The 19,532-nt window shown below is 57.4% G+C and carries 20 protein-coding genes; 10 read left to right on the forward strand and 10 right to left on the reverse strand.

Annotated elements, in window-relative coordinates; genetic code table 11:
• Nucleotides 1-5: 5 nt before the first annotated feature.
• A complete protein-coding gene (locus MUM_RS0114470) occupies nt 6-1,034 on the reverse strand; it encodes a LacI family DNA-binding transcriptional regulator (protein ID WP_081480079.1) in 1,029 nt (342 codons plus the stop codon).
• A gap of 580 nt (nt 1,035-1,614) precedes the next feature.
• Here MUM_RS0114470 and MUM_RS0114475 point away from each other — a divergent pair.
• From MUM_RS0114475 to MUM_RS0114500, 6 genes are all read left to right on the forward strand, one after another.
• Nucleotides 1,615-2,367, forward strand: coding sequence for an SDR family oxidoreductase (locus MUM_RS0114475; RefSeq protein ID WP_010170918.1), 753 nt, complete (start codon nt 1,615-1,617; stop codon nt 2,365-2,367).
• A gap of 10 nt (nt 2,368-2,377) precedes the next feature.
• Nucleotides 2,378-2,944 carry an NIPSNAP family protein gene (locus MUM_RS0114480; RefSeq protein ID WP_010170919.1) on the forward strand — a complete coding sequence of 189 codons (567 nt, stop codon included), beginning with the start codon at nt 2,378-2,380 and terminating at the stop codon, nt 2,942-2,944.
• Nucleotides 2,945-2,995: 51 nt separating this feature from the next.
• Nucleotides 2,996-4,030 carry a proline racemase family protein gene (locus MUM_RS0114485; RefSeq protein ID WP_010170920.1) on the forward strand — a complete coding sequence of 345 codons (1,035 nt, stop codon included), beginning with the start codon at nt 2,996-2,998 and terminating at the stop codon, nt 4,028-4,030.
• A 135-nt stretch (nt 4,031-4,165) separates the two neighbouring features.
• Nucleotides 4,166-4,687 carry a cupin domain-containing protein gene (locus MUM_RS0114490; protein WP_010170921.1) on the forward strand — a complete coding sequence of 174 codons (522 nt, stop codon included), beginning with the start codon at nt 4,166-4,168 and terminating at the stop codon, nt 4,685-4,687.
• Nucleotides 4,688-4,697: 10 nt separating this feature from the next.
• Nucleotides 4,698-5,465, forward strand: a complete 768-nt coding sequence (locus MUM_RS0114495; RefSeq protein ID WP_010170922.1) for an alpha/beta fold hydrolase — start codon at nt 4,698-4,700, stop codon at nt 5,463-5,465.
• Nucleotides 5,462-6,274 carry an aspartate dehydrogenase gene (locus tag MUM_RS0114500; RefSeq protein ID WP_010170924.1) on the forward strand — a complete coding sequence of 271 codons (813 nt, stop codon included), beginning with the start codon at nt 5,462-5,464 and terminating at the stop codon, nt 6,272-6,274. Before MUM_RS0114495 ends, MUM_RS0114500 begins: the two co-directional genes overlap by 4 nt.
• Nucleotides 6,275-6,369: 95 nt before the next feature.
• On the opposite strand, the gene MUM_RS0114505 is transcribed toward MUM_RS0114500, so the two are convergent.
• The 9 genes from MUM_RS0114505 to glcD form a co-directional block, all read right to left on the reverse strand.
• Nucleotides 6,370-7,095: an amino acid ABC transporter ATP-binding protein gene (locus tag MUM_RS0114505; RefSeq protein WP_010170926.1), complete on the reverse strand. Its 726-nt coding sequence runs from the start codon at nt 7,093-7,095 to the stop codon at nt 6,370-6,372.
• Complete coding sequence (locus tag MUM_RS0114510) at nt 7,092-7,748, reverse strand: amino acid ABC transporter permease (RefSeq protein ID WP_010170928.1); 657 nt, start codon at nt 7,746-7,748, stop codon at nt 7,092-7,094. Before MUM_RS0114510 ends, MUM_RS0114505 begins: the two co-directional genes overlap by 4 nt.
• Complete coding sequence (locus MUM_RS0114515; RefSeq protein WP_010170930.1) at nt 7,745-8,419, reverse strand: amino acid ABC transporter permease; 675 nt, start codon at nt 8,417-8,419, stop codon at nt 7,745-7,747. Before MUM_RS0114515 ends, MUM_RS0114510 begins: the two co-directional genes overlap by 4 nt.
• Before the next feature lie 57 nt (nt 8,420-8,476).
• The gene (locus MUM_RS0114520) at nt 8,477-9,286 is read right to left on the reverse strand and encodes a transporter substrate-binding domain-containing protein (protein WP_010170931.1); all 810 of its coding nucleotides are present in this window, start codon (nt 9,284-9,286) and stop codon (nt 8,477-8,479) included.
• Nucleotides 9,287-9,715: 429 nt separating this feature from the next.
• Nucleotides 9,716-11,896, reverse strand: coding sequence for a malate synthase G (locus MUM_RS0114525; protein ID WP_010170932.1), 2,181 nt, complete (start codon nt 11,894-11,896; stop codon nt 9,716-9,718).
• Between the two features lie 50 nt (nt 11,897-11,946).
• Nucleotides 11,947-12,348, reverse strand: a complete 402-nt coding sequence (locus tag MUM_RS0114530; RefSeq protein ID WP_010170934.1) for a heme-binding protein — start codon at nt 12,346-12,348, stop codon at nt 11,947-11,949.
• Nucleotides 12,349-12,372: 24 nt separating this feature from the next.
• Entirely contained in the window at nt 12,373-13,590 is a 1,218-nt protein-coding gene (gene glcF, locus MUM_RS0114535) for a glycolate oxidase subunit GlcF (protein ID WP_010170937.1), read from the reverse strand.
• A gap of 3 nt (nt 13,591-13,593) precedes the next feature.
• On the reverse strand, nt 13,594-14,658 hold the full coding sequence (glcE, locus tag MUM_RS0114540) for a glycolate oxidase subunit GlcE (protein WP_010170939.1): 1,065 nt from the start codon (nt 14,656-14,658) through the stop codon (nt 13,594-13,596).
• On the reverse strand, nt 14,658-16,157 hold the full coding sequence (gene glcD, locus MUM_RS0114545) for a glycolate oxidase subunit GlcD (RefSeq protein WP_010170941.1): 1,500 nt from the start codon (nt 16,155-16,157) through the stop codon (nt 14,658-14,660). The genes glcE and glcD overlap by 1 nt, the downstream gene beginning before the upstream one ends.
• 232 nt (nt 16,158-16,389) lie before the next feature.
• Between glcD and glcC the strand changes: the two genes are divergently transcribed.
• From glcC to MUM_RS0114565, 4 genes are all read left to right on the forward strand, one after another.
• On the forward strand, nt 16,390-17,157 hold the full coding sequence (gene glcC, locus MUM_RS0114550) for a transcriptional regulator GlcC (RefSeq protein ID WP_010170944.1): 768 nt from the start codon (nt 16,390-16,392) through the stop codon (nt 17,155-17,157).
• A 736-nt stretch (nt 17,158-17,893) separates the two neighbouring features.
• On the forward strand, nt 17,894-18,217 hold the full coding sequence (locus MUM_RS1000000134765) for an energy transducer TonB (RefSeq protein WP_238535535.1): 324 nt from the start codon (nt 17,894-17,896) through the stop codon (nt 18,215-18,217).
• Nucleotides 18,218-18,301: 84 nt separating this feature from the next.
• Complete coding sequence (locus MUM_RS0114560) at nt 18,302-19,030, forward strand: MotA/TolQ/ExbB proton channel family protein (protein ID WP_010170948.1); 729 nt, start codon at nt 18,302-18,304, stop codon at nt 19,028-19,030.
• Entirely contained in the window at nt 19,030-19,455 is a 426-nt protein-coding gene (locus tag MUM_RS0114565; protein WP_010170950.1) for an ExbD/TolR family protein, read from the forward strand. Before MUM_RS0114560 ends, MUM_RS0114565 begins: the two co-directional genes overlap by 1 nt.
• Nucleotides 19,456-19,532: the final 77 nt, after the last annotated feature.

Genomic DNA, 19,532 nt, shown 5'->3' on the forward strand with positions numbered 1-19,532 from the left:
GGCTACTAGATTGAGTGGCTGGATTGACGGATCATCAACTGAGTACCGAGCAGCAGCGGTTTTATCTCGGAACCGTTTTTCAAGTTTGCGATCAGCGCCTCTGCACTCCTCAGTCCCATCTCTCCTGCGGGTACTGCAAGCGTCGTAAGGGGAGGGTCCAGGTATTCAGCGAACTCGAGATTGTCATACCCCACTACCGACATCTCTCTGGGCACATCAATACCCAGCTTTTTGCAGGCTGAGAGAACGCCAAAAGCGATAACGTCGCTGTTGCAAATGATCGCGGTCACATCCGGGTATTCCAGGCGGATTCGGCGAAGGGTTTTTTCACCGAACTCAATGGTGTATCCGCCGGCGCTTTCGTAGGTGAAGTGAGTGCATTTGGATTTGGAGACAGTGAGCGCATCAATGAATGCTTTGTGGCGCGCCTGTTGGCGATCATTGCCTTGCATGGGGCCGGTTAGCATCGCCATGTGGCGGTGCCCAAGACCAAGCAGGTATTCCGTCATCTGTTTCGTGGCCAGGTAATTATCGAAGCCGATAAAGGGAAAAGCCTTGTTTTCAAAATAGGAGTACGTGCAGACCACCGGCATGCGGTACTCCTTGAGGTACTGGATCAGGTCAGGATCGGCGATATCCCCCACGACCAGCAGCGCCTCGGCACCCCGTTCGACCAGCAACTTTACGTTGTTGGAGATTGCGTTTGAATCAAACCCGCAACTGAGCACGTAGACGACATAACCGTATTCGGCGAGTTTGTCCTGAAAGCTTTTGACCATGGTCGCGTAAATGGAATGGTCAAGTGTGGGGATGATCGCCCCAATGACGTGGGTCTTTTGAAGCCTCAAGGCCTTGGCTGCAGAGTTGGGTGTATAGCCCATTTTACTCGCCGTCTGCAGAACTTTTTCTCGCACGTCGTCCCGAACATGATGGGGTAAATTGAAGCTTCTGGAGACGGTGGCCACCGACACACCGGCAGCTTTTGCCACATCAGTGACGTTTACACGTCCCGATGGATTTCGCTTAATGCTCACACAGATTCCTCATGATGGCGCATGCAGATGAAAACGCGGCGTTTAGCGACTGATATCGATTACCGCTCACTCAGCCTACGGCCTGCTCCCTGGAGCCGTTTTGCACGGCTATATGCCCCGATTCTGCGGTATTCCGTTCCGTCCCGCATCAAAAAAAACGAGCACGCCGCGGAAGGGAGGCGCCGCGGATAAAATCCCCCTGCGGCCGCCGCTCCAGCTGGCTTAAAAGGCCTGCGCCCCATAATGTAATCAATTTCAGTAAACGTTACCATTTTTCGCACAAATGCAGTCCTGTAACACACACAAAGGCGCGATTGGGGACGGGCGTAGAGCCTGATATTGCCCCGGCAGTGGGCCCGTAGGCCCGCAAAGCAAGACGCCTCCTGACGGGCATGCGATTTGCTTCACGGATTCCATACAACACAGAGATTTCTACAAGCATCTTCCTAAGGTGATTATTTGTTGTTATTTTGAGCGACGAGATGTAAACGTTTACATGAGGCAGGCAACTATTCGCTTGGCTTCAGTGCGTTCTGTTTTCCAATGATGCTTTTTTAGTGATATGTGAAGGAATTGAACGATGAAATTACAAGACAAGGTTGCACTGATTACGGGTGCCGGTGCGGGTATTGGTGAAGCGACCGCCAAGCTGTTCGTGGCTGAGGGCGCCAAGGTTATCGTCGCCGATCGCAACATCGAGCAAGCGCTGGCCGTAGCACAAGAGCTGGGCAGCCAGGCATTTGCGGTTCAGGCCGATGTTTCTGACGCGGCTCAGGTCAAGGCTATGGTTGAAAAGGCCGTGGCGCATTTCGGCGGCATCGACATCCTGGTGAATAACGCAGGTTTCGGTACGCTGGGAACTGTCGTCACGGTCGATGAGCAAACCTGGGACGAGGTCATCAACGTCAACCTGAAGGGTGTATTTCTGTGCTCAAAATACGCCATTCCTGAAATTATTCGACGCGGCGGCGGGGCGGTCGTGAACCTGGCATCTACTATTTCTGTGGTGGGTATCAAGGATCGCGCAGCTTACGTTGCTGCCAAAGGCGGTGTCGCAGCGCTGACGCGCGCAATGGCCCTTGACCATGCCCTTGAAGGCGTTCGTGTGAACAGTGTGGCGCCAGGCGTGATCGCTTCCAGCTATTACGACAAGATTTTCGAAACCGTTCCAGACCCGGTAGCGTTCAAAAAAGGGCTGGAAGCACGTTCGCCATTGAACAAAATGGGCGAGCCCATCGATATTGCCAACGTGATTTTGTTCCTGGCTTCTCAGGATTCCAGTTTTGCAACGGGCGCGATGTTCACTGTGGACGGTGGCTACACCGCCTGGTGAGGACATGTCGATGATCGATGAACTGCGCGAATACCAATTCACCCCCGAAGCCTGGGAAAAATACTGGACTCTTTTCGAGAGCCTTTGTTTGCCGATTCGGGGTGATAAATATGGCAAGTTGCAAGGCCTGTGGCAGGAGCGAGTAGGGGACAACGTCATCTTTCGGCACCTTTGGCGGTACGAATCCCTGGACGAGCGGGCCCGCTTGAGGGCGCAATTGATCAAGGTAGATGCATGGCGAGAAACTTTTTTGCCTCAGGCAGCAGCCCAGGTCAGCCAGCAGTTCCTGCAAGTGCTTATACCCAGGCTTTACACGGTCATCGATAGCCTCGCACCGGTTCGCTACCTGCATAAATATCGCTGTCCAACGGGCAAGGCGGGTGCTGTGATCCAGCAAATCAATTGCGCAGTAACTGAGGGCCGATCTCACGTGTGCGGCCTTTGGGCGACGGAGTTTTCGGACCCCAACCAGGTGGTCGTCATGGGTGCCGACCCCGAGGCCCCCCAAGTCGATATCCAGGCGTCGTTGGTCGTAGAAACACGTTCTCTCAAGCCATTACGTGTTCTGCGCACCTGACATCCGGACACATCGGCTGGATTACTTCTCAATGACTCGGAAAAGTGACCTATGAAATTCAAACGAATGATCAATGTTGTCGGAGCTCACGTTGCTGGTGAGCGCAATGATGTGATTACCGGTGGCGTGCTGGATGTGCCTGGCAACACCATGTTCGACAAGATGAAGTACCTGGAAACCCAGGGCGATGACCTGCGTAAATTCCTGCTCCAGGAACCTCGCGGCACCGTGACCCAGTGCATCAACCTGGTGTTGCCTTCATCGCACCCGGAAGCCGATGCCGGCTTTGTCATTATGGAGTCCGAGTTCTACCCGCCGATGTCGGGTAGCAACACGATCTGTACAGTCACAGCGTTGCTTGAGACCGGCATGATAGCGATGGTCGAGCCTGTTACTCGCCTGACGCTCGAAGCCCCGGGTGGCCTCGTGCGTGTTGAAGCACGCTGCCAGGATGGCAAATGCCTGAGTGTGAAATTCACTAACGTCCCCTGCTTCGTATTTGCCCTCGACAAGCACATAGAAGTACCCGGGCTTGGTACGCTCAAAGTCGACGTGGCCTATGGCGGCATGATCTACGTACTGGCAGATGCTCAATCGCTTGGCTTCGACATTACACCTGACGAAGCGGCAACGCTGGTCAGCGTTGGGGAGACCATCAAGGCGGCGGCCGCAGAGCAAATCCCGGCGGTGCACCCCGAACAACCCGAAATTCACACCATCAACCAGACCCTCTTTGCCGGGCCAATGCGCGATGACCCTCAAGGCAAGCGCTCGCGCAACGGCGTGATCGTGTCCCCTGGCCGTCTCGACCGCTCGCCCTGCGGCACGGGCACCAGCGCACGCCTGGCCGTCATGCATGCGCGCGGCCAGATCAAGCCGGGCGAGAAGCTGATTCACGAGTCCATTCTGAGCACTGAGTTTGTCGGTGAAATCGTCGAGACGCTGACAGTAGGCGATCGCGCCGGCATTCGCCCGGCCATCAGCGGCCAAGCGTTCCTCACCGGTTTTCACCAATATGTTCTTGATCCAAATGATCCATTCCCAACGGGCTACACCCTGAGCGATACCTGGCGTAAAAATAGCTGATGATTTGCTGGGGGCTCGGCTGAAACTGCTGGGCGCACACCGTTAGAAGCTATTTTTTATCTTGAGATGTAAACGATTACTAGCCGGTAAAGCAGGTCTTTTCCGGTTCATCCAGCAAGGCTGACGGAGGTTTTCATGACTAACAAGGCAATAGATTCAAACGAAACGCCAGACGTTAAAGGAACGCTGGTTTACGTCACTCGCGAGACGGAGGTGAGTTACTGGCAGCCCAAGCCGGCTAACGGCTACGTATCAGTGGCGGTGTCACCCCAGCAGTTCGAGATGAATCACAACTTCTCTGTGGGCACCCAATTGCTTCCGCCGGGCGGCCGTGTCCGTGAGCATGCCCATGTAATGAACGAAGAGGTCCTGCACTTCGTTTCCGGCACCGGTACCGCCGTGGTCGATGGCAAGGTCTTCAAGCTTGAGCCAGGCGCGACGTTGTTTTTGGGCAAACACAACTCCCACACATTCAGCAACGACGGCGATGTCGATCTGCACTGGGTTTGGTTTATGACCCCCAGCGGCCTGGAGACGTTCTTCCGTGATATAGGCCGACCTCGTCAGCACGGCGAGGCGGCTCCGGAGCCCTTTGAGCGGCCCGAGAACATCGACCAAATCGAGTCCACGGGCCTTTTCGCCTACACCAAAAAATGAGACTGATGACATGGACAAAAAGCTCTACGCCCATGAGGAGGGAGCGGGCATCCCTGTGGTGTTGATATCAGGGCTGGGCGGGCTGGCCGACTTCTGGAAGCCCGTCGTCAATCAGCTCAAGCATGACTACCGGGTCATTACGTTCGACCATCCAGGAGTAGGCCAGAGCGAAATTGCAGGCGCACCCTGCATTCCCGGTATCGAGGATGCTTTGCTCCGGCTGTTGGATGAGAAGGGCATTGAGTCTGTGCATATTTTAGGGCACTCGACCGGTTCACTGGTCGCGCAAAGCATGGCGCTGGATCACCCGAAACGGGTGAAGAGCATCGTGTTGAGCTGTGGCTGGGCGAAGCCCGACAAGCGCTTCAAGGACTTTTTTGCCTATCGCCAATACTTGCTGATGAAGCTGGGTGGCTCTGCCTACAACGCGCTGACTCGCCTGGTCGCTTACCCGTCCACCTGGTATGGCGAGCATTTCGCAACAGAGCATCCGCTGGATTTTGAAGAAAGCTCATCGCTGGATGTCGAGATGACCTACGCGCGGATGGAGATGCTTTTGAACTTCAACCGCCGTGACGAGTTGGCGTCACTCAAGCTGCCCACCTGGGTGATTGGGGCCAAGGATGACTACATCATCCCGTTTCACCACTCGCAGGAACTCGCCAGCCTGATTCCGGGCGCCAGTCTTGTAGAGCTCAGTGGTGGGCACTTCCCACCGGTTACATGCACTCAATATTACTCATTACTGCTTCGTCAATTCTGGGAGTCCCTAGCATGAGTACCCATAAAATCAGGCGCGTCGGGATCATCGGACTTGGAGCGATCGGCAAGCGTGTCCTGGACGCCCTGCAAACCCGGCACCTGCCATTGGCTTCCTATGCTGCGATTAACCACGCTGCTGATGTTGATGGCTATGCCAAAGGTCGCAAGGTCGAGCTATTTACTGAAGTTCAGGATCTGATCGACTGGAAACCAGACCTGGTCATCGAGTGTGCAGGGCACAGCGCGGTTGTTCATGCGGTGCCGGCTTTCCTCAACGCAGGAGTCGATGTCGTCATCGCCTCTATCGGCGCGCTCGCTGATAAGGCGTTGGCGGCGACTCTTGAGCACGCCGCCCAGTCCGGTGGGTCACGCTTGATCCTTGTCTCTGGCGCAATCGGTGGTTTGGATGCCATGCGTTCCGCTCGCTCTGCCGGCCTTGATGAAGTGTTGTATATCGGTCGTAAACCTCCCAAGGCATGGGCTGGGACGCCTGCCGAGGAAGAATTCGATCTGGATCAGATCAAGGTTCCAACGACCATCTTCCGAGGCACGGCCGCTCTTGCATCCGTTCGGTTCCCAAAAAATGCGAACGTCACGGCGGCCGTCGCGTTGTCGGGCGTGGGTTTTGATCACACGCAGGTGGAGCTGATCGCTGACCCGAGCGTCGCAAAAAACGTTCATGAAGTGAACGCCAAGGGGGCGTTTGGTGAATTGTCGATTCGACTGGTCAATAATCCACTGCCGGACAATGTTAAGACATCGTGGCTGGCAGCGTTGAGCATTGAGGAGGCGGTCAGCAAGCAGTTGCTCAGTACGGTGTTCTGATTTTCGAGCTTTAATGTAATCGAATACAATGTTTCAGCAGTAACCCATAGAAAACGGCGACGCCATCCATGAATGTGCGTCGCCGTTTGTATTTGTCAGTGGATCTGATGAGAAAGGAATTGCTGCGTACGCACGTTCCTGGGTGAGTCGATGACTTGAGCCGCAGGGCCAATCTCCGCGATCTTGCCGGCGTCGAAGAAGGCAACCCGGCTGGAAACCTCTCGGGCGAAAGCAATTTCATGCGTGACGAGCACCATCGTCATCCCTTCTGTCGACAACATCAAAAGCGTATCGAGCACCTCACGCACCAACTGAGGGTCGAGTGCGGCGGTGACCTCGTCAAACAGCATGTACCGGGGCTGCATCGCCAGGGCGCGAGCGATAGCCAGGCGCTGTTGCTGGCCTCCGGATAACTGGGTCGGGGACATGTTCGCCTTATCGCCCAGCCCGACTTTTTCGAGCTGGGCGTAGGCAACTTCCTCGGCGTTCTGGCGCTTCATCTTGCGAACAACCTTGAGGGCCAATGCCGCGTTGTCGAGCACTGAAAGGTGCGGAAAAACGTTGTACTGCTGGAACACGATGCCTACGTTCGCACGAAGCGCGTTGAGGTCAGTAGCTCGCGAAAAAACATCGATGCCATCGACACAAATATTGCCGTCACTGATGCTTTCAAGGCCATTGATGCATTGAAGCAGGGTTGATTTTCCAGAGCCGCTTGGCCCGATTATAGATACCACTTCACCCTTCTCAACACTCATGTCGACACCCTTTAAAATGTTCAGGTTGCCGTAGGACTTATGGACGTTCTTGATTTCGATCATTGACTCAGACCTTTTTCAACTTTGGCACCCAAGCGAGCGATGGGGTAGCACAACAGGAAGTAAAAGACGCCGACGATCAGTAGCACCAACAGAGGCTCCTGAGTTCGGGTAACGATGATTTGCGATCCACGCAGAAGCTCTATGTAGCCAATGACCGCAGCCAGGGAGGTATCCTTCAGGACACCCAGGACAATGCCGATCCATGAGGCAAATGTGCGCCGCAGCATGATAGGTGCGGTGACGCTGACGAATGCCTGCAAGTAGCTCATGCCGAGAGACCGTGCCGCCTTCTGCAGGTTTTGCGGTACCGCCTCGAATCCGCCCTTGTAGATTTCCGAGCAGAACGAGGCCATGTACAAGGTGAGTACGAGTGCGCTGCACAAGAATGGGCTTAACGGAAAACGAAAGGCGGCCAACGCAGCGTTCACCACGATTAACTGTATAAGCAGCGGAACAGAGCGGGAAACATCCACCAGTATCATGATCAGGCCATTGCCGATTTTTGACACCGATCTCAGCCAGCCCATCAAGAAGCCCAGCACGGTGCCCAGGACGATCGCCCAAAGCGCGAGCCAGAGTGTGTGTCCTGCACCCTGGAGCAAGTAGAGAAGGTCGTTGGGCTGCAGGCCCGAGAATAACGGCACACTGTTCATGCTTGAGCTCTCCGTTTTCCGCCGTACAGCCGAGCGGCCCCGTAAAGCATCAGCGTCACCAATTTGGCGAGCACGTAATAGATGATTGCGGTAGCAATGAAAAACTCGAACGAGCGAAAGGTTAGCGACTGGGCGGTGTACGTTGCCCCGGTTAGTTCCTGGAGGCCAACAACCATGCCCAACGACGTGTTCAGCAGACTCCAGATCAACTGGTTACCGCCGCCTGGCAAAATCAACGGCACCAATTGAGGAAGGATGATTCGCACGAATGTTTGGCGCCGGTTCATTCCCAGCGCTGTACCCGCACGGTATTGCCGCGGGTCAACACCCTCTATTCCGCCGCGAATCACTTCGGCCAGGTACCCGGCCGTATTGAACGTAATAGCGCCCAGCACGGCATAGAAGGAGTTCACATCAACGCCGAGTGCTCCCAGGCCGAAGTACGCCATATAGATCTGGAACAAACACGGTGTATTGCGCGCAATCTCGATCCAGCTGACGCAGATTCCCTTCGCGAATTGATTGCTCGAGGATTTACCCCAAGTCAATACGAACGCAATCACTGACCCGAGAACGAACGCGAGCAACGTCAGCTCCAGGGTCATGATCAACCCGGGCAGCAAGTCGGGGAAAGCCTTCCATACTGGCGCCCATTGGAAGTGATAGTTCAAGGCATCGCCCCTCCTTCAATAGGGTGGGAGCCCGAAGGCTCACACCGTTCAACGTAATTAAAGCTTGTCCAGGGCAGGGGCGTCGGCTTGATACCACTTCTTGTACAGCTCTGCGTAACGGCCACTCACTTGCTGCTGGTGCAGGAACAAGTTGGTGAAACGAAGGAAGTCCGTGCTGTCGCGTGTCACCATCATCCCAACAGTGTCCTTGGGAAACGGGGCATCGCAGCAGGTATGAAACGCCTGGTACTGAGGCAGTTTTGTCAGCTCGCTGGCCGCTTGAACATTGACGATAAAGGCGTCCACCTTGCCTTGGGCCAGTGCAAGGTTCCGGTCACTGTCATTGCTGACGGTCAGGTATTGGCCGCTGGCGTCATTCCATTTTTTGAAGTAGTTCTGGAACAGCGAGTCCTCTGCTGCTCCACGAACGCCGGCTACACGTTTGCCTTTCAAATCATCAAACGTTTTGATGTTCGCGTCTTTGCGCGCGACCACCACAAAGCTGTATGAGGAATAAGGAGAGGTAAAGGCGACCGTTTTTGCGCGCTCCAGAGTGATGGTTGCGCTGGCAATCGAGATATCGACCTGGCTCGACAATAGGGCCGGAATACGCTGAGGGGAGGGCGTCTCGACAATGACCGGCTTGACACCCAACGCCTTGGCCAGGTCCTGGCAGTACTCCACGTCATAACCTGTCGGGTTATTGGACGAGTCGCGAAAACCGTTAGGCGGGTAGTCCAGCATGACGCCGCATTTAAGCTCGCCTGCCGAGATCACGTCGTCGAGTTTGTCTGCCATGGCGGGTGCCGCTGCTGCCATCAGCGAGACCAGAGCGGCGGTGGTAACAAGTTTCTGCTTCACGTTCATTCTTCATACCTTTGGTTGATGGGAAGGAATGTAATCCTTTACATTTTCAGGAGCAGAAAGCGTGCCATATCGCTTTTCAACGGCCCTGACTGCCTTCATGCGCCTGTCTTTTGCGGGTTTTTACCTTCGTTTGATAGAATATAGTCCGTATTTACAGCCTTTGGAGACTCTCAAACGGCCGAAATGAGCTGATGTGTCACACTCAACGCTCTGTTTTGGTGCTGATTAATGTAATCGATTACTTTTGTGTTCCGATGGTGAGAAAATTTGTAACGCTGGGCGTGTGCGAGTGAAGGATAAGATGCGGCGAAGGGTGACGGATCGACGGCGCTCCTTAACCCTGAGAGCCCGCGGCTACCTGCCAAAGCGCCAACGCCGGATGCAATGCATCGGGCGCTGGCGGCGCAGGTGAAACCTGTTGCGGATGGTTTAAACCGTCGACTGCTTGAACGTGAGCCGAAATTTATGCAACAGCGGTTCGGTATAACCATTGGGTTGGGCTCGTCCTTCGAACACCAGCGCGCAAGCCGCTTGAAATGCCAACGAGCTGTAGAAGTCAGGCGCCATCGGGGCATAGTGGGGGTCTGCCGCGTTTTGCTCATCGACGACCCGCGCCATACATTGCAGAACATCCAGGGCTTGAGCTTCAGTAATAACCCCATGCCTCAGCCAGTTGGCCATGTGTTGGCTGGAAATACGCAGCGTTGCGCGATCCTCCATCAATCCCACGTTATGGATATCGGGAACCTTCGAACAACCAATACCCTGTTCGACCCAGCGCACCACGTAGCCCAGCAAACCCTGCGCGTTGTTTTCGACTTCCTGGCGGATTTCATCGGCCGACCACTCGTTGTCGGTAACCACCGGCACACTGAGCAATCCATCCAGAAGCGTTTGCCTGGTGCTGCCCGACCGGGTGCCTTCAAGTGACTCCTGCACCGCTCTTACGCTGACTTGGTGATAGTGCAGTGCGTGCAAGGTAGCGGCTGTCGGGGAGGGGACCCACGCTGTATTGGCACCCGACTTTGGATGGGCGATTTTCTGCGCCAACATATCTGCCATCCGATCGGGCATGGCCCACATGCCCTTGCCTATTTGGGCTCGCCCGCGCAGCTTGCAGTCCAGCCCGACCAGAACGTTATTAAGCTCATAGGCCTTGATCCAGGCGGTGTTTTTCATGTCGCCCTTACGCAGCATCGCGCCGGCTTCCATGGACGTGTGCATTTCGTCGCCGGTCCGATCCAGGAACCCGGTATTGATAAACGCGACCCTTGACGACGCTGCGCCGATGCAGGCCTTCAGGTTAATACTGGTGCGTCGCTCCTCATCCATGATGCCAATCTTGAGCGTGTGCCGTGGGAGCACAAGCAGGTCCTCGATACGGTTGAACAAGTGGTCGGCGAAAGCGACTTCGGCAGGGCCATGCATTTTCGGCTTAACAATGTAGACACTGCCAGTGCGTGAGTTGCCCTTGCGCGGCAGGTCGTGCAGGGCAATCAGACTGGTGATGACACCGTCGAGAATGCCCTCTGGAATTTCAAGCCCGGTGTTATCGAGAATGGCCGGGCAGGTCATCAGGTGCCCGACGTTCCGGATAAAAAGCAATGAGCGCCCGGGGAGTGTCAACGAGCTGCCATCTGCGGCGGTGTACATCCGGTCCGGGTTTAGGCGGCGGATAATGGTTTTGCCATTTTTCTCGAGGCTTTCCGTCAGGTCGCCCTTCATCAGGCCCAACCAGTTGCTGTAGACCTGGACTTTGTCTTCAGCGTCGACCGCTGCCACCGAGTCTTCGCAATCGATGATCGTGGACAGTGCGGACTCAATCAGCAGATCCTTGACGCCCGCACCGTCGCCTTGACCGATGAGGCTCTCCCGGTCGATTTGTATTTCCACATGCAGGTCATTGTGTTTCAGCAAAATGGCGACCGGATCTGCCGGCACACCCTGGTAGCCGGCGTATTGCGTGGTCTGCGACAACACTGCCTGGGTGCCATCTTGCAGAGTGGCCCGCAGTGTTGCGCCTTCTACCGTGTACTGAACCACGGCAGCGTGTGAGCCGTTGCTCAGGGGAAATGCGTCATCCAGGAACGCCCGTGCAAACGCAATCACCTGGGCTCCCCGAACCGGGTTGTAACCTGCGCCAGGTTGGGCGCCATTCTCATGAGGGATCGCATCCGTTCCGTATAGCGCGTCGTACAGCGACCCCCAACGTGCATTCGCGGCATTCAGCGCGTAACGAGCGTTAACTGCGGGCACCACCAGTTGCGGCCCGGCTTGCACGCTAACCTCAGCGTCAACGTTGCTGGTGGTGACGTTGACGTCTTCGGGTTCCGGTTGCAGGTAGCCGATACTCGTCAAGAATGCTTGATAGGCCGGCATATCGGTCACAGGCCCTGGATGGGCTCGGTGCCAGTCGTCCAGTTGTACCTGCAGGCGATCACGTTCAGCCAATAGCGCGCGGTTCTGGGGTGCCAAATCATGCACCAGGCTTGCAAAGCCGCTCCAGAACGCTTCAGGGGAAAGCCGGGTTCCCGGCAGCACTCGAGCATCCACAAAATGCCGCAGGACGGGGGCGACTTTAAGGCCATGGCAGTTAACGAAATCGGTCACTTTGTGCATCTCCATCATACTGTGTTCATTCGGTTGCTTTGGTTTTGTGCTCAGCTCACGCATTGCGCGCCAGCTCTTGCGACCTGTGCATCCTGCTCGGCTTTAACCCCGGAAACCCCGACGGCCCCTATCACCTGTCCATCGACGAAGATCGGTACGCCGCCTTCCAGGGAGGTAAGCAATGGCGCCGATAAAAAGGCGTGTCGCCCACCGTTGACCATGTCTTCGTAGCCTTTGGATTCGCGTCGCCCCAATGCGGACGTGCGCGCCTTTTCGACGGCGATGTAGGCGCTGATCGCGGCGCAACCGTCCAAGCGTTCGAGCGCTAGAGGGTGGCCGCCGTCATCAACAATCGCGATGGTCACCGCCCACTGGTGGTTGTGTGCTTCGGCACGTGCAGCGTTCAGGATTTGGTTGATTTCGACTTGACTCAATATGGCTTTGCTTTTCATGGGGTTTCTCCAGGGGGGCGGCGGTTAGGGCAACGCAGCTTCAACCAACTCGATCCAGTGCCGCACAGGGGTGCGACCAGCGCCACCGAGGTGGGTCTGACAGCCAATATTGGCCGTGGCGATGACGTCGGGTTTTCCGCTTTCCAGGGCATTCAGTTTGTTGTCACGCAATTGCAGTGACAGTTCGGGTTGGGTAATTGAATAGGTGCCCGCCGACCCGCAGCACAAGTGACCCTCCGGAACAGCGGTGAGGTTGAAGCCAAGGCTTGTGAGCACCGCCTCGACGGCTCCGCCGAGCTTCTGCGCGTGCTGCAAGGTGCAGGGGCAATGGAAGGCAATTGATTGGGCGCTTTTAACCCCCAGCCGCTCAAGTTGCTCGTCACGCAACACTTCAACCAGGTCTTTGGCTAACGCGCTGACCCTTCTTGCCTTGTCGGCGTAGGCCGGGTCGGTGCTCAGCAAGTGACCATATTCCTTGATGAACGCACCACAGCCACTGGCTGTCTGCACAATCGCTTCGGCCCCAAGCTCGATGCTCGGCCACCAGGCATCAATGTTTCGACGGGCTCGATCAAGCCCGGCCGCTTGAGCGTCCAGGTGGTATTCCACCGCGCCGCAGCAGCCGGCCTGTTTGATCGAGGTGACACTGATCTGGAGTTGGTCCAGAACTCGCACAGCGGCCGCGTTCGTGTTGGGCGAAAGGCTTGATTGCACACAGCCTTCCAGGATCAGCATCTTGCGCGCATGCAGGGCGGTGGGACGCTGTTTCGCCGGCTCAGCGCTGCGCGGCAATTTTGATTCGAGGTGGCCTGGCAGCAATGCACGGAAGACCTGGCCGCTGCCAATCAATCCTTTGAACAACCCAGGATTAGGCACCAGTTTGCGTAACCCCTGGCGCAGGAGCCGCTGGGCGAGGGGCCTTTGCACCGCCGCATCAACCACCGCCCGGCCGATATCCAGCAGGTTGTGGTACTCCACGCCGGAGGGGCAGGTGGTTTCGCAATTGCGGCAGGACAGGCAGCGATCCAGGTGTTCCTGGGTCTTTCGGGTGACTTCGTTGCCTTCCAGAACCTGCTTGATCAAGTAGATGCGGCCTCGGGGCCCATCCAGCTCGTCACCCAGCAGTTGGTAGGTCGGGCAAGTTGCATTGCAAAAGCCGCAGTGCACACAACTGCGCAGGATGCGTTCTGCTTCCGCGGCGCGAGGGAGTTGGCTGGCGTGTTCACTCAAGGTGGTCTGCATCACTCAAAGCTCCGCGTAAAGGCGTCCGGGGTTGAAGATTCCGCTGGGGTCCAGGTGCCGCTTGAGGTTTTGGTGGTAGCGCATCAGAGCAGCCGGTAGCAGCTGGAACGTGCTTTCGGCGTGGCCTTGGCTATAGCAGGTCACATGCCCACCGGCTTTTTCGACAACCTGGCGAATCAACGCAGCGTCGGCGTCGGACTTAAGCCAACGCTGCGCTCCGGCCCAGTCGATCAATTGCTGACCGGGCAAGTCGAGCATCGGCGTGTTGTTCGGTAGCGACAGCCGCCAAAGTGGTTGACCCGCATCGAAGAAACTCAATCGATGCTCGTTGAGACCGGCCCAGTACGAACCGTCCAACAACTCGCCACCGAGCCGGTCATGGGCCGCAGCTACGGAGCCTTCACCGCCCTCCAGGCGCAGGTGCAGGCGTTCACCGTCATGACACGCCGCACTGATTGGCAAAGGTTGCTGACCCCATTGCGCCAAGTGCTGCAAGGCACGTTCGCTACCCATTTCCAGGCTGATGCTCAAGGTTTGACGGGGCTTGGGAAGCACCTTGAGGGAAACTTCCGTGATCAGGCCCAGTGTTCCGTAACTGCTGGCCATTAACCGCGAAACGTCATAACCGGCGACGTTCTTCATGACCTCGCCGCCAAAACGCAGATGCTTGCCCTGGCCGGTAATCACGCGGGTTCCCAGGATGAAATCGCGCACCGACCCAGACCAGGGGCGACGTGGCCCCGACAACCCGCTGGCAATCATGCCGCCAACCGTCGCGGTGCCAGCGAAGCCTGGAGGCTCGCAAGGCAGCATTTGCTGCGCGGCGTCCAATACCTGTGACAGTTCCGCTAGCGGCGTTCCGCAGCGCACGGTGACCACCAACTCGGTGGGGTCGTAGCTGACGATGCCGCGATGGCCGCGAGTGTCGAGCACATCACCGGCAACGCTGCGCCCCAGGAACGCTTTGCTGTTGGAGCCCTGGATACGTAAAGGCGTTGCATCGCGCAGCGCTTGATTGACCTGCTCCAGCAGCGCACCACTGGCATCGATATCGAGTTGATTGCGCATCAGAAACGCTCCAGTTCAGGGAAGGGCAGTTGGCCCATATGAACGTGCATCGCGCCAAACTCGGCGCAGCGATGCAGGGTCGGAATATTCTTGCCCGGGTTGAGTAACCCGCTTGGGTCGAAGGCTGCCTTGACCGCATGGAACAGGGTCAGTTCGTCGCTGTTGAACTGCGCGCACATCTGGTTGATCTTTTCGCGGCCCACACCGTGTTCACCGGTGATGCTGCCGCCGACGCGCACGCACAACTCCAGGATCTTGCCGCCCAACGCTTCGGCACGTTCGAGTTCACCCGCCTGATTGGCATCAAACAGAATCAGCGGGTGCATATTGCCGTCGCCGGCGTGAAAGACGTTGGCCACCCGCAGGTCGTACTCGGCAGACAGCGCCGCGATGGCCTGCAGCACGCCAGGCAACTCGCGCCGTGGAATGGTGCCATCCATGCAGTAATAGTCCGGTGAAAGCCGGCCCACCGCCGGGAACGCGTTCTTGCGTCCTGCCCAGAACCGCACGCGCTCTGCCTCATCCCGGGCTTGGCGTACTTCGGTGGCACCCGCCAGCTCCAGCACTTGGCGGACTCTGTCGCAATCTTCATGCACGTCGGCTTCAACACCGTCGAGTTCGCAGAGCAGAATGGCGTGTGCTTCGACCGGGTAGCCGGCGTGAATAAAGTCTTCGGCGGCACGTATCGCCAGGTTGTCCATCATCTCCAGGCCACCGGGAATAATCCCGGCAGCAATGATGTCACCGACCGCGCGCCCAGCCTTTTCCACAGAGTCGAAGGCGGCCAGCAGCACCTTCGCAGACTGTGGTTTGGGCAGGAGTTTGACCGTCACTTCGGTGATCACGCCCAGCATGCCTTCAGAGCCGGTAAACAAGGCCAGCAGGTCAAAACCTGGAGAGTCGAAGGCGTTCGAGCCCAGGCTCAGGTAATCACCTTCAACGGTGAGGATGTCGACCTTAAGGAGGTTGTGTACCGTCAGCCCGTATTTAAGGCAGTGCACGCCGCCTGCGTTTTCGGCAACGTTTCCGCCAATGGAGCAGGCGATCTGAGAGGAGGGGTCCGGCGCGTAGTAAAGGCCATACGGCGCGCTCGCCTGGGAAATCGCCAGGTTGCGCACCCCAGGCTGAATCCTGGCGGTCCGCGCATCCGGGTCGATGTGCAGTATCTGGTTAAAACGCGCCATCACCAGCAGCACGCCCTTTTTCAGCGGCAGGGCACCGCCCGACAAGCCCGTTCCTGCGCCTCGCACCACCACCGGTACCTGGCGCTCATGACACAGCCTGAGCACACCCTGAACTTCATCGAGATGACGGGGCAGTACCACCACCATGGGGGTGGTGCGATAAGCCGACAGGCCGTCGCATTCGTAGGGCTTGAGCTCTTCTTGCTGTTGGAGGATCTCCAGCTCGGGCAATCGCGCCTGCAGCGCCTTTACAAGTGCGTATTTGTCGACGTCTGGCAGAGCGCCGTCGACGCGCTCATCGTAGAGAATGTTCATAGGCAGGTGGCAACTCTCATTTGTTTTTATTAGAGGCTGTTGCGGTTACGGCTGGCTTGCATCATTGACCTGAGGCGTTTTACTGTCTATGTGATGTTTTACTGGTCGAACCAGTTTTTTATTTATTGTGTTTTTAGGTATCAGATAAATATGTTTTAAAACATATGGTTAATTCTTGGTATTTGGTGGATTTAAAAAGAGGTTTGTACTGGTAATACCACTCGGAGGCAGGATGGACGGCACAGGTTCGAGACGAAATCCCCAGGTTGCAGACGTGGTCTGTGAACGCATCGAGCGCTTGATCGTGGACGGTGTGTTCAAGACCGGGCAATTGTTGCCGTCCGAACGGCGCCTGACCGAGAAACTTGGCGTATCCCGTACGGCGCTTCGCGAGGGGTTAAAGCTGTTGCGTGCTCGTGGAATTATCGACACAGAGCACGGCAAGGGCTCGTACGTTGCCGACCTGTCGAGCCACGGTGCTGCGTCGCCGCTGATGCATCTTTTCAGCTCGCAGCCACGCACACTCTACGATCTGTTCGAGGTACGCAGCCTTCTTGAAGGGGAGTCCGCACGTCTGGCCGCTTTACGCGGGACCGACGCCGATTTTGTACTGATCACCCGTAGCTACCAGACGCTGGTTGACGCACATACCCGAAGTCTGGATACCGGCGAGCACGCCCGGCTTGATCATGCCTTTCATTTGGCAATCTGCGAGGCCTCACACAATCCGGTGCTGGTACAAACGCTGCGTTCGCTGACGGACCTGTTGCTTAATACGGTGTTTGCCTCGGTCAATAATCTTTATCACCGAGAGCCGCAAAAACGCCAAATCGACCGCCAGCACGCAAGGCTCTATAACGCCGTGATCGGGCGTATGCCGGACCAGGCGCGCAAAGCGGCCATTGCTCACCTGCGTAGCATCTGTGAGAACCTCAAGGAAATCGAAGTCGAGGAGCAGCGCTTGATCCGCGCAACATTGCGCCTCGAGGGGTGGGCGTGAGGAGTTCGGATTAATGACGTGGTTTGCGACAGCGTTATGAACCCGATGATTTGCACCGTGAGACCCGTGGTGATGCGCGTCGCGCTGAAATGTTTGGCATAGCTGTGAGTCGTGAAAGGCTACTTTCGACTATGGATTCAATCCCGTAATGACGGTTTAGGAGGTCTTGCCTATAGGCGCCAACGCAATTGTCACAAACTGCTTACTTGATAATTGTTCTCTGTCACGCATCTGTCATTCGTCACTCCTATATTCCTGCGACACCTGTCACGAGGCGCCTATACCGGGCCTCGGGCCCAACTTTCGCAGGGAATGCGCCCGATGTACCCGGCTACCGGCCTGGAGGAAATCAATCGTGGATGCGACGCTGACACCCCTGCTGCACCTTCAGCCATTGCCTGCCGGCAGTGCTTCACGATTACTGCGCAGAGGCTGCGCGGTGGCGCTGGTGGTGGCGGTGCATGTGGTGGCATTGAGCGTGGTGAGCCGGTCATCGACCCCGGCGCTCGCACCACCGGTGATTCGTACTATTTACGCTTCGGTCATCAATGAGCCGAGTCCGGTGCCAGCCGCCACTGCGGCACCCGCACCACCACCGCCCGTTGCCTCGATCGCTCCGCCGCCTGTCGCCGTTCAGCCAGTCGTCCGGCCTAAACCCGTGGCCAAGCCGCATGTGATGCAACGCCCGGTTGCGGCCGTCGCAACAACCGCCCCCGCGGCCGCCGCACCAGCAGTCATGCCGACTCCAGCGCCAACTCCCGCATCACCGCCTCACCCCAAGACACTCACCCGTGGCGTCGAGTACGTGCATGAACCGCAACCCGAATACCCCGACAGTGCCCGCGAAGAGGGCCACGAGGGCACCGTAATTCTGCGGGTGCTGGTGGACGAACACGGTAAGCCTGGCGCGGTGGACGTCGTGCGTTCCTCCGGCTTCGGTAACCTCGACGAAGCGGGTAGGGCGGCGGTGCGCGGCGCACTGTTCAAGCCTTATCTGGATGAGGGGCATGCGGTGTCGGTATACGTGATTGTCCCACTGCGATTCCAGCTCGACAGTTAGCACTCCTGTAGGTGTAACCCCGCCATCTTTTATCGAAGGGCCTCCCGGTCAGGGCAGCGCTCACCTCCAAAAAAGGAAATACACATGGAAACCGGAACACTGGGTTTGAATGTTTTGTGGCAACAGGCCGACTTTGTCACCCGTGGCGTGGCCTTGATGTTGTTGGTGATGTCGATTGCGTCCTGGTACGTCATGCTCGACAAGCTGGTGCGCCTGGCGCTGCATCGCCTGCGTTCACCGAAGTTGCTGGCGGCGTTCTGGAACGCACCGACGCTCAAGGATGGCGTGCAACGGCTGGGTCATCACAGTGCCTACGCCGAACTCACCCATGCCGGCGTCAGCGCCGCACGCCAGCACCGTGATGCGTTGGATGGCGACATGAACCCGCCAGCCTTCAGCGAATGGCTGACCCGCGCCTTGCGCCATTCCACCCTGACCGTGGGCGGGCAATTGCAAGGCGGCATGGCGATTTTGGCCACTGTGGGTTCCAGCGCACCTTTTGTCGGTTTGCTCGGCACCGTATGGGGCATCTATCACGCCTTGATGAAGATCGGCCTGACCGGCGACGCGAGCATCGACAAGGTCGCAGGCCCGGTCGGTGAAACCCTGATCATGACCGCCCTGGGCCTGGCCGTGGCCATTCCGGCCACCCTCGGCTACAACCTGCTGGTGCGCAGTAACAAGCAGACGCTGGCTGAATTGGGCAAGTTTGCCTTCGAGCTGCACGACTTGCTGGTGATCGGCGCCCGTGCTGCCCCACGCGGCGGGCAGCCAGCGCGCAGCACGTTCAATGCCCAGGCGGAATACGTCTGATGGCCGGTGGATTGCTGGACGGGGACGATCTGGATGAGGACGGCTTCAACCCCGAGATCAACACCACGCCGCTGGTGGACGTGATGCTGGTGCTGTTGGTGATCTTCATCATCACCGTGCCGGCCATCCAGCACGCTGTGAAGATTGACCTGCCCAAGGCCGTCGCGCAGCAGGACAACAAACCGCCGCCCTCCGTGGATCTGGCGCTGGACAGCGACGGTCACCTGCATTGGGACGACCACGCCATCAGCGACAGGGATTTGCCAGCACTGATCGCCGAGGCCGCAGCGCGTCAGCCAGTACCGGAGTTGCACCTGCGCGCCGAGCGCAACACCCCCTATGAAAAGGTGGTGCAGGTAATGGCTGCTGCGCAGTCCGGAGGCCTGGACAAGATCGGCTTTGTGACCCAGGCCGTAACACCTTAACAACCGCGTCGCCTTCGTCCAACTCGCTGCGTCGGCTGTTACAGCCGGCCACGGCGAAGTGCGCGCCACAGAAATCA

The sequence above is a fragment of the Pseudomonas sp. PAMC 25886 genome (assembly GCF_000242655.1).
In the GTDB taxonomy this organism is placed as follows: Bacteria; Pseudomonadota; Gammaproteobacteria; order Pseudomonadales; family Pseudomonadaceae; genus Aquipseudomonas.

Excerpts from the sequence above, each read along its gene's own strand:
- MUM_RS0114475 (WP_010170918.1), top strand. The coding sequence starts at position 1,615 with ATGAAATTACAAGACAAGGTTGCACTGATTACGGGTGCCGGTGCGGGT.
- MUM_RS0114480 (WP_010170919.1), top strand. The coding sequence starts at position 2,378 with ATGATCGATGAACTGCGCGAATACCAATTCACCCCCGAAGCCTGGGAA.
- MUM_RS0114485 (WP_010170920.1), top strand. The coding sequence starts at position 2,996 with ATGAAATTCAAACGAATGATCAATGTTGTCGGAGCTCACGTTGCTGGT.
- MUM_RS0114490 (WP_010170921.1), top strand. The coding sequence starts at position 4,166 with ATGACTAACAAGGCAATAGATTCAAACGAAACGCCAGACGTTAAAGGA.
- MUM_RS0114495 (WP_010170922.1), top strand. The coding sequence starts at position 4,698 with ATGGACAAAAAGCTCTACGCCCATGAGGAGGGAGCGGGCATCCCTGTG.
- MUM_RS0114500 (WP_010170924.1), top strand. The coding sequence starts at position 5,462 with ATGAGTACCCATAAAATCAGGCGCGTCGGGATCATCGGACTTGGAGCG.
- MUM_RS0114505 (WP_010170926.1), bottom strand. The coding sequence starts at position 7,095 with ATGATCGAAATCAAGAACGTCCATAAGTCCTACGGCAACCTGAACATT.
- MUM_RS0114510 (WP_010170928.1), bottom strand. The coding sequence starts at position 7,748 with ATGAACAGTGTGCCGTTATTCTCGGGCCTGCAGCCCAACGACCTTCTC.
- MUM_RS0114520 (WP_010170931.1), bottom strand. The coding sequence starts at position 9,286 with ATGAACGTGAAGCAGAAACTTGTTACCACCGCCGCTCTGGTCTCGCTG.
- MUM_RS0114530 (WP_010170934.1), bottom strand. The coding sequence starts at position 12,348 with ATGAAAAGCAAAGCCATATTGAGTCAAGTCGAAATCAACCAAATCCTG.
- glcF (WP_010170937.1), bottom strand. The coding sequence starts at position 13,590 with ATGCAGACCACCTTGAGTGAACACGCCAGCCAACTCCCTCGCGCCGCG.
- glcE (WP_010170939.1), bottom strand. The coding sequence starts at position 14,658 with ATGCGCAATCAACTCGATATCGATGCCAGTGGTGCGCTGCTGGAGCAG.
- glcD (WP_010170941.1), bottom strand. The coding sequence starts at position 16,157 with ATGAACATTCTCTACGATGAGCGCGTCGACGGCGCTCTGCCAGACGTC.
- glcC (WP_010170944.1), top strand. The coding sequence starts at position 16,390 with ATGGACGGCACAGGTTCGAGACGAAATCCCCAGGTTGCAGACGTGGTC.
- MUM_RS1000000134765 (WP_238535535.1), top strand. The coding sequence starts at position 17,894 with ATGCCGACTCCAGCGCCAACTCCCGCATCACCGCCTCACCCCAAGACA.
- MUM_RS0114560 (WP_010170948.1), top strand. The coding sequence starts at position 18,302 with ATGGAAACCGGAACACTGGGTTTGAATGTTTTGTGGCAACAGGCCGAC.
- MUM_RS0114565 (WP_010170950.1), top strand. The coding sequence starts at position 19,030 with ATGGCCGGTGGATTGCTGGACGGGGACGATCTGGATGAGGACGGCTTC.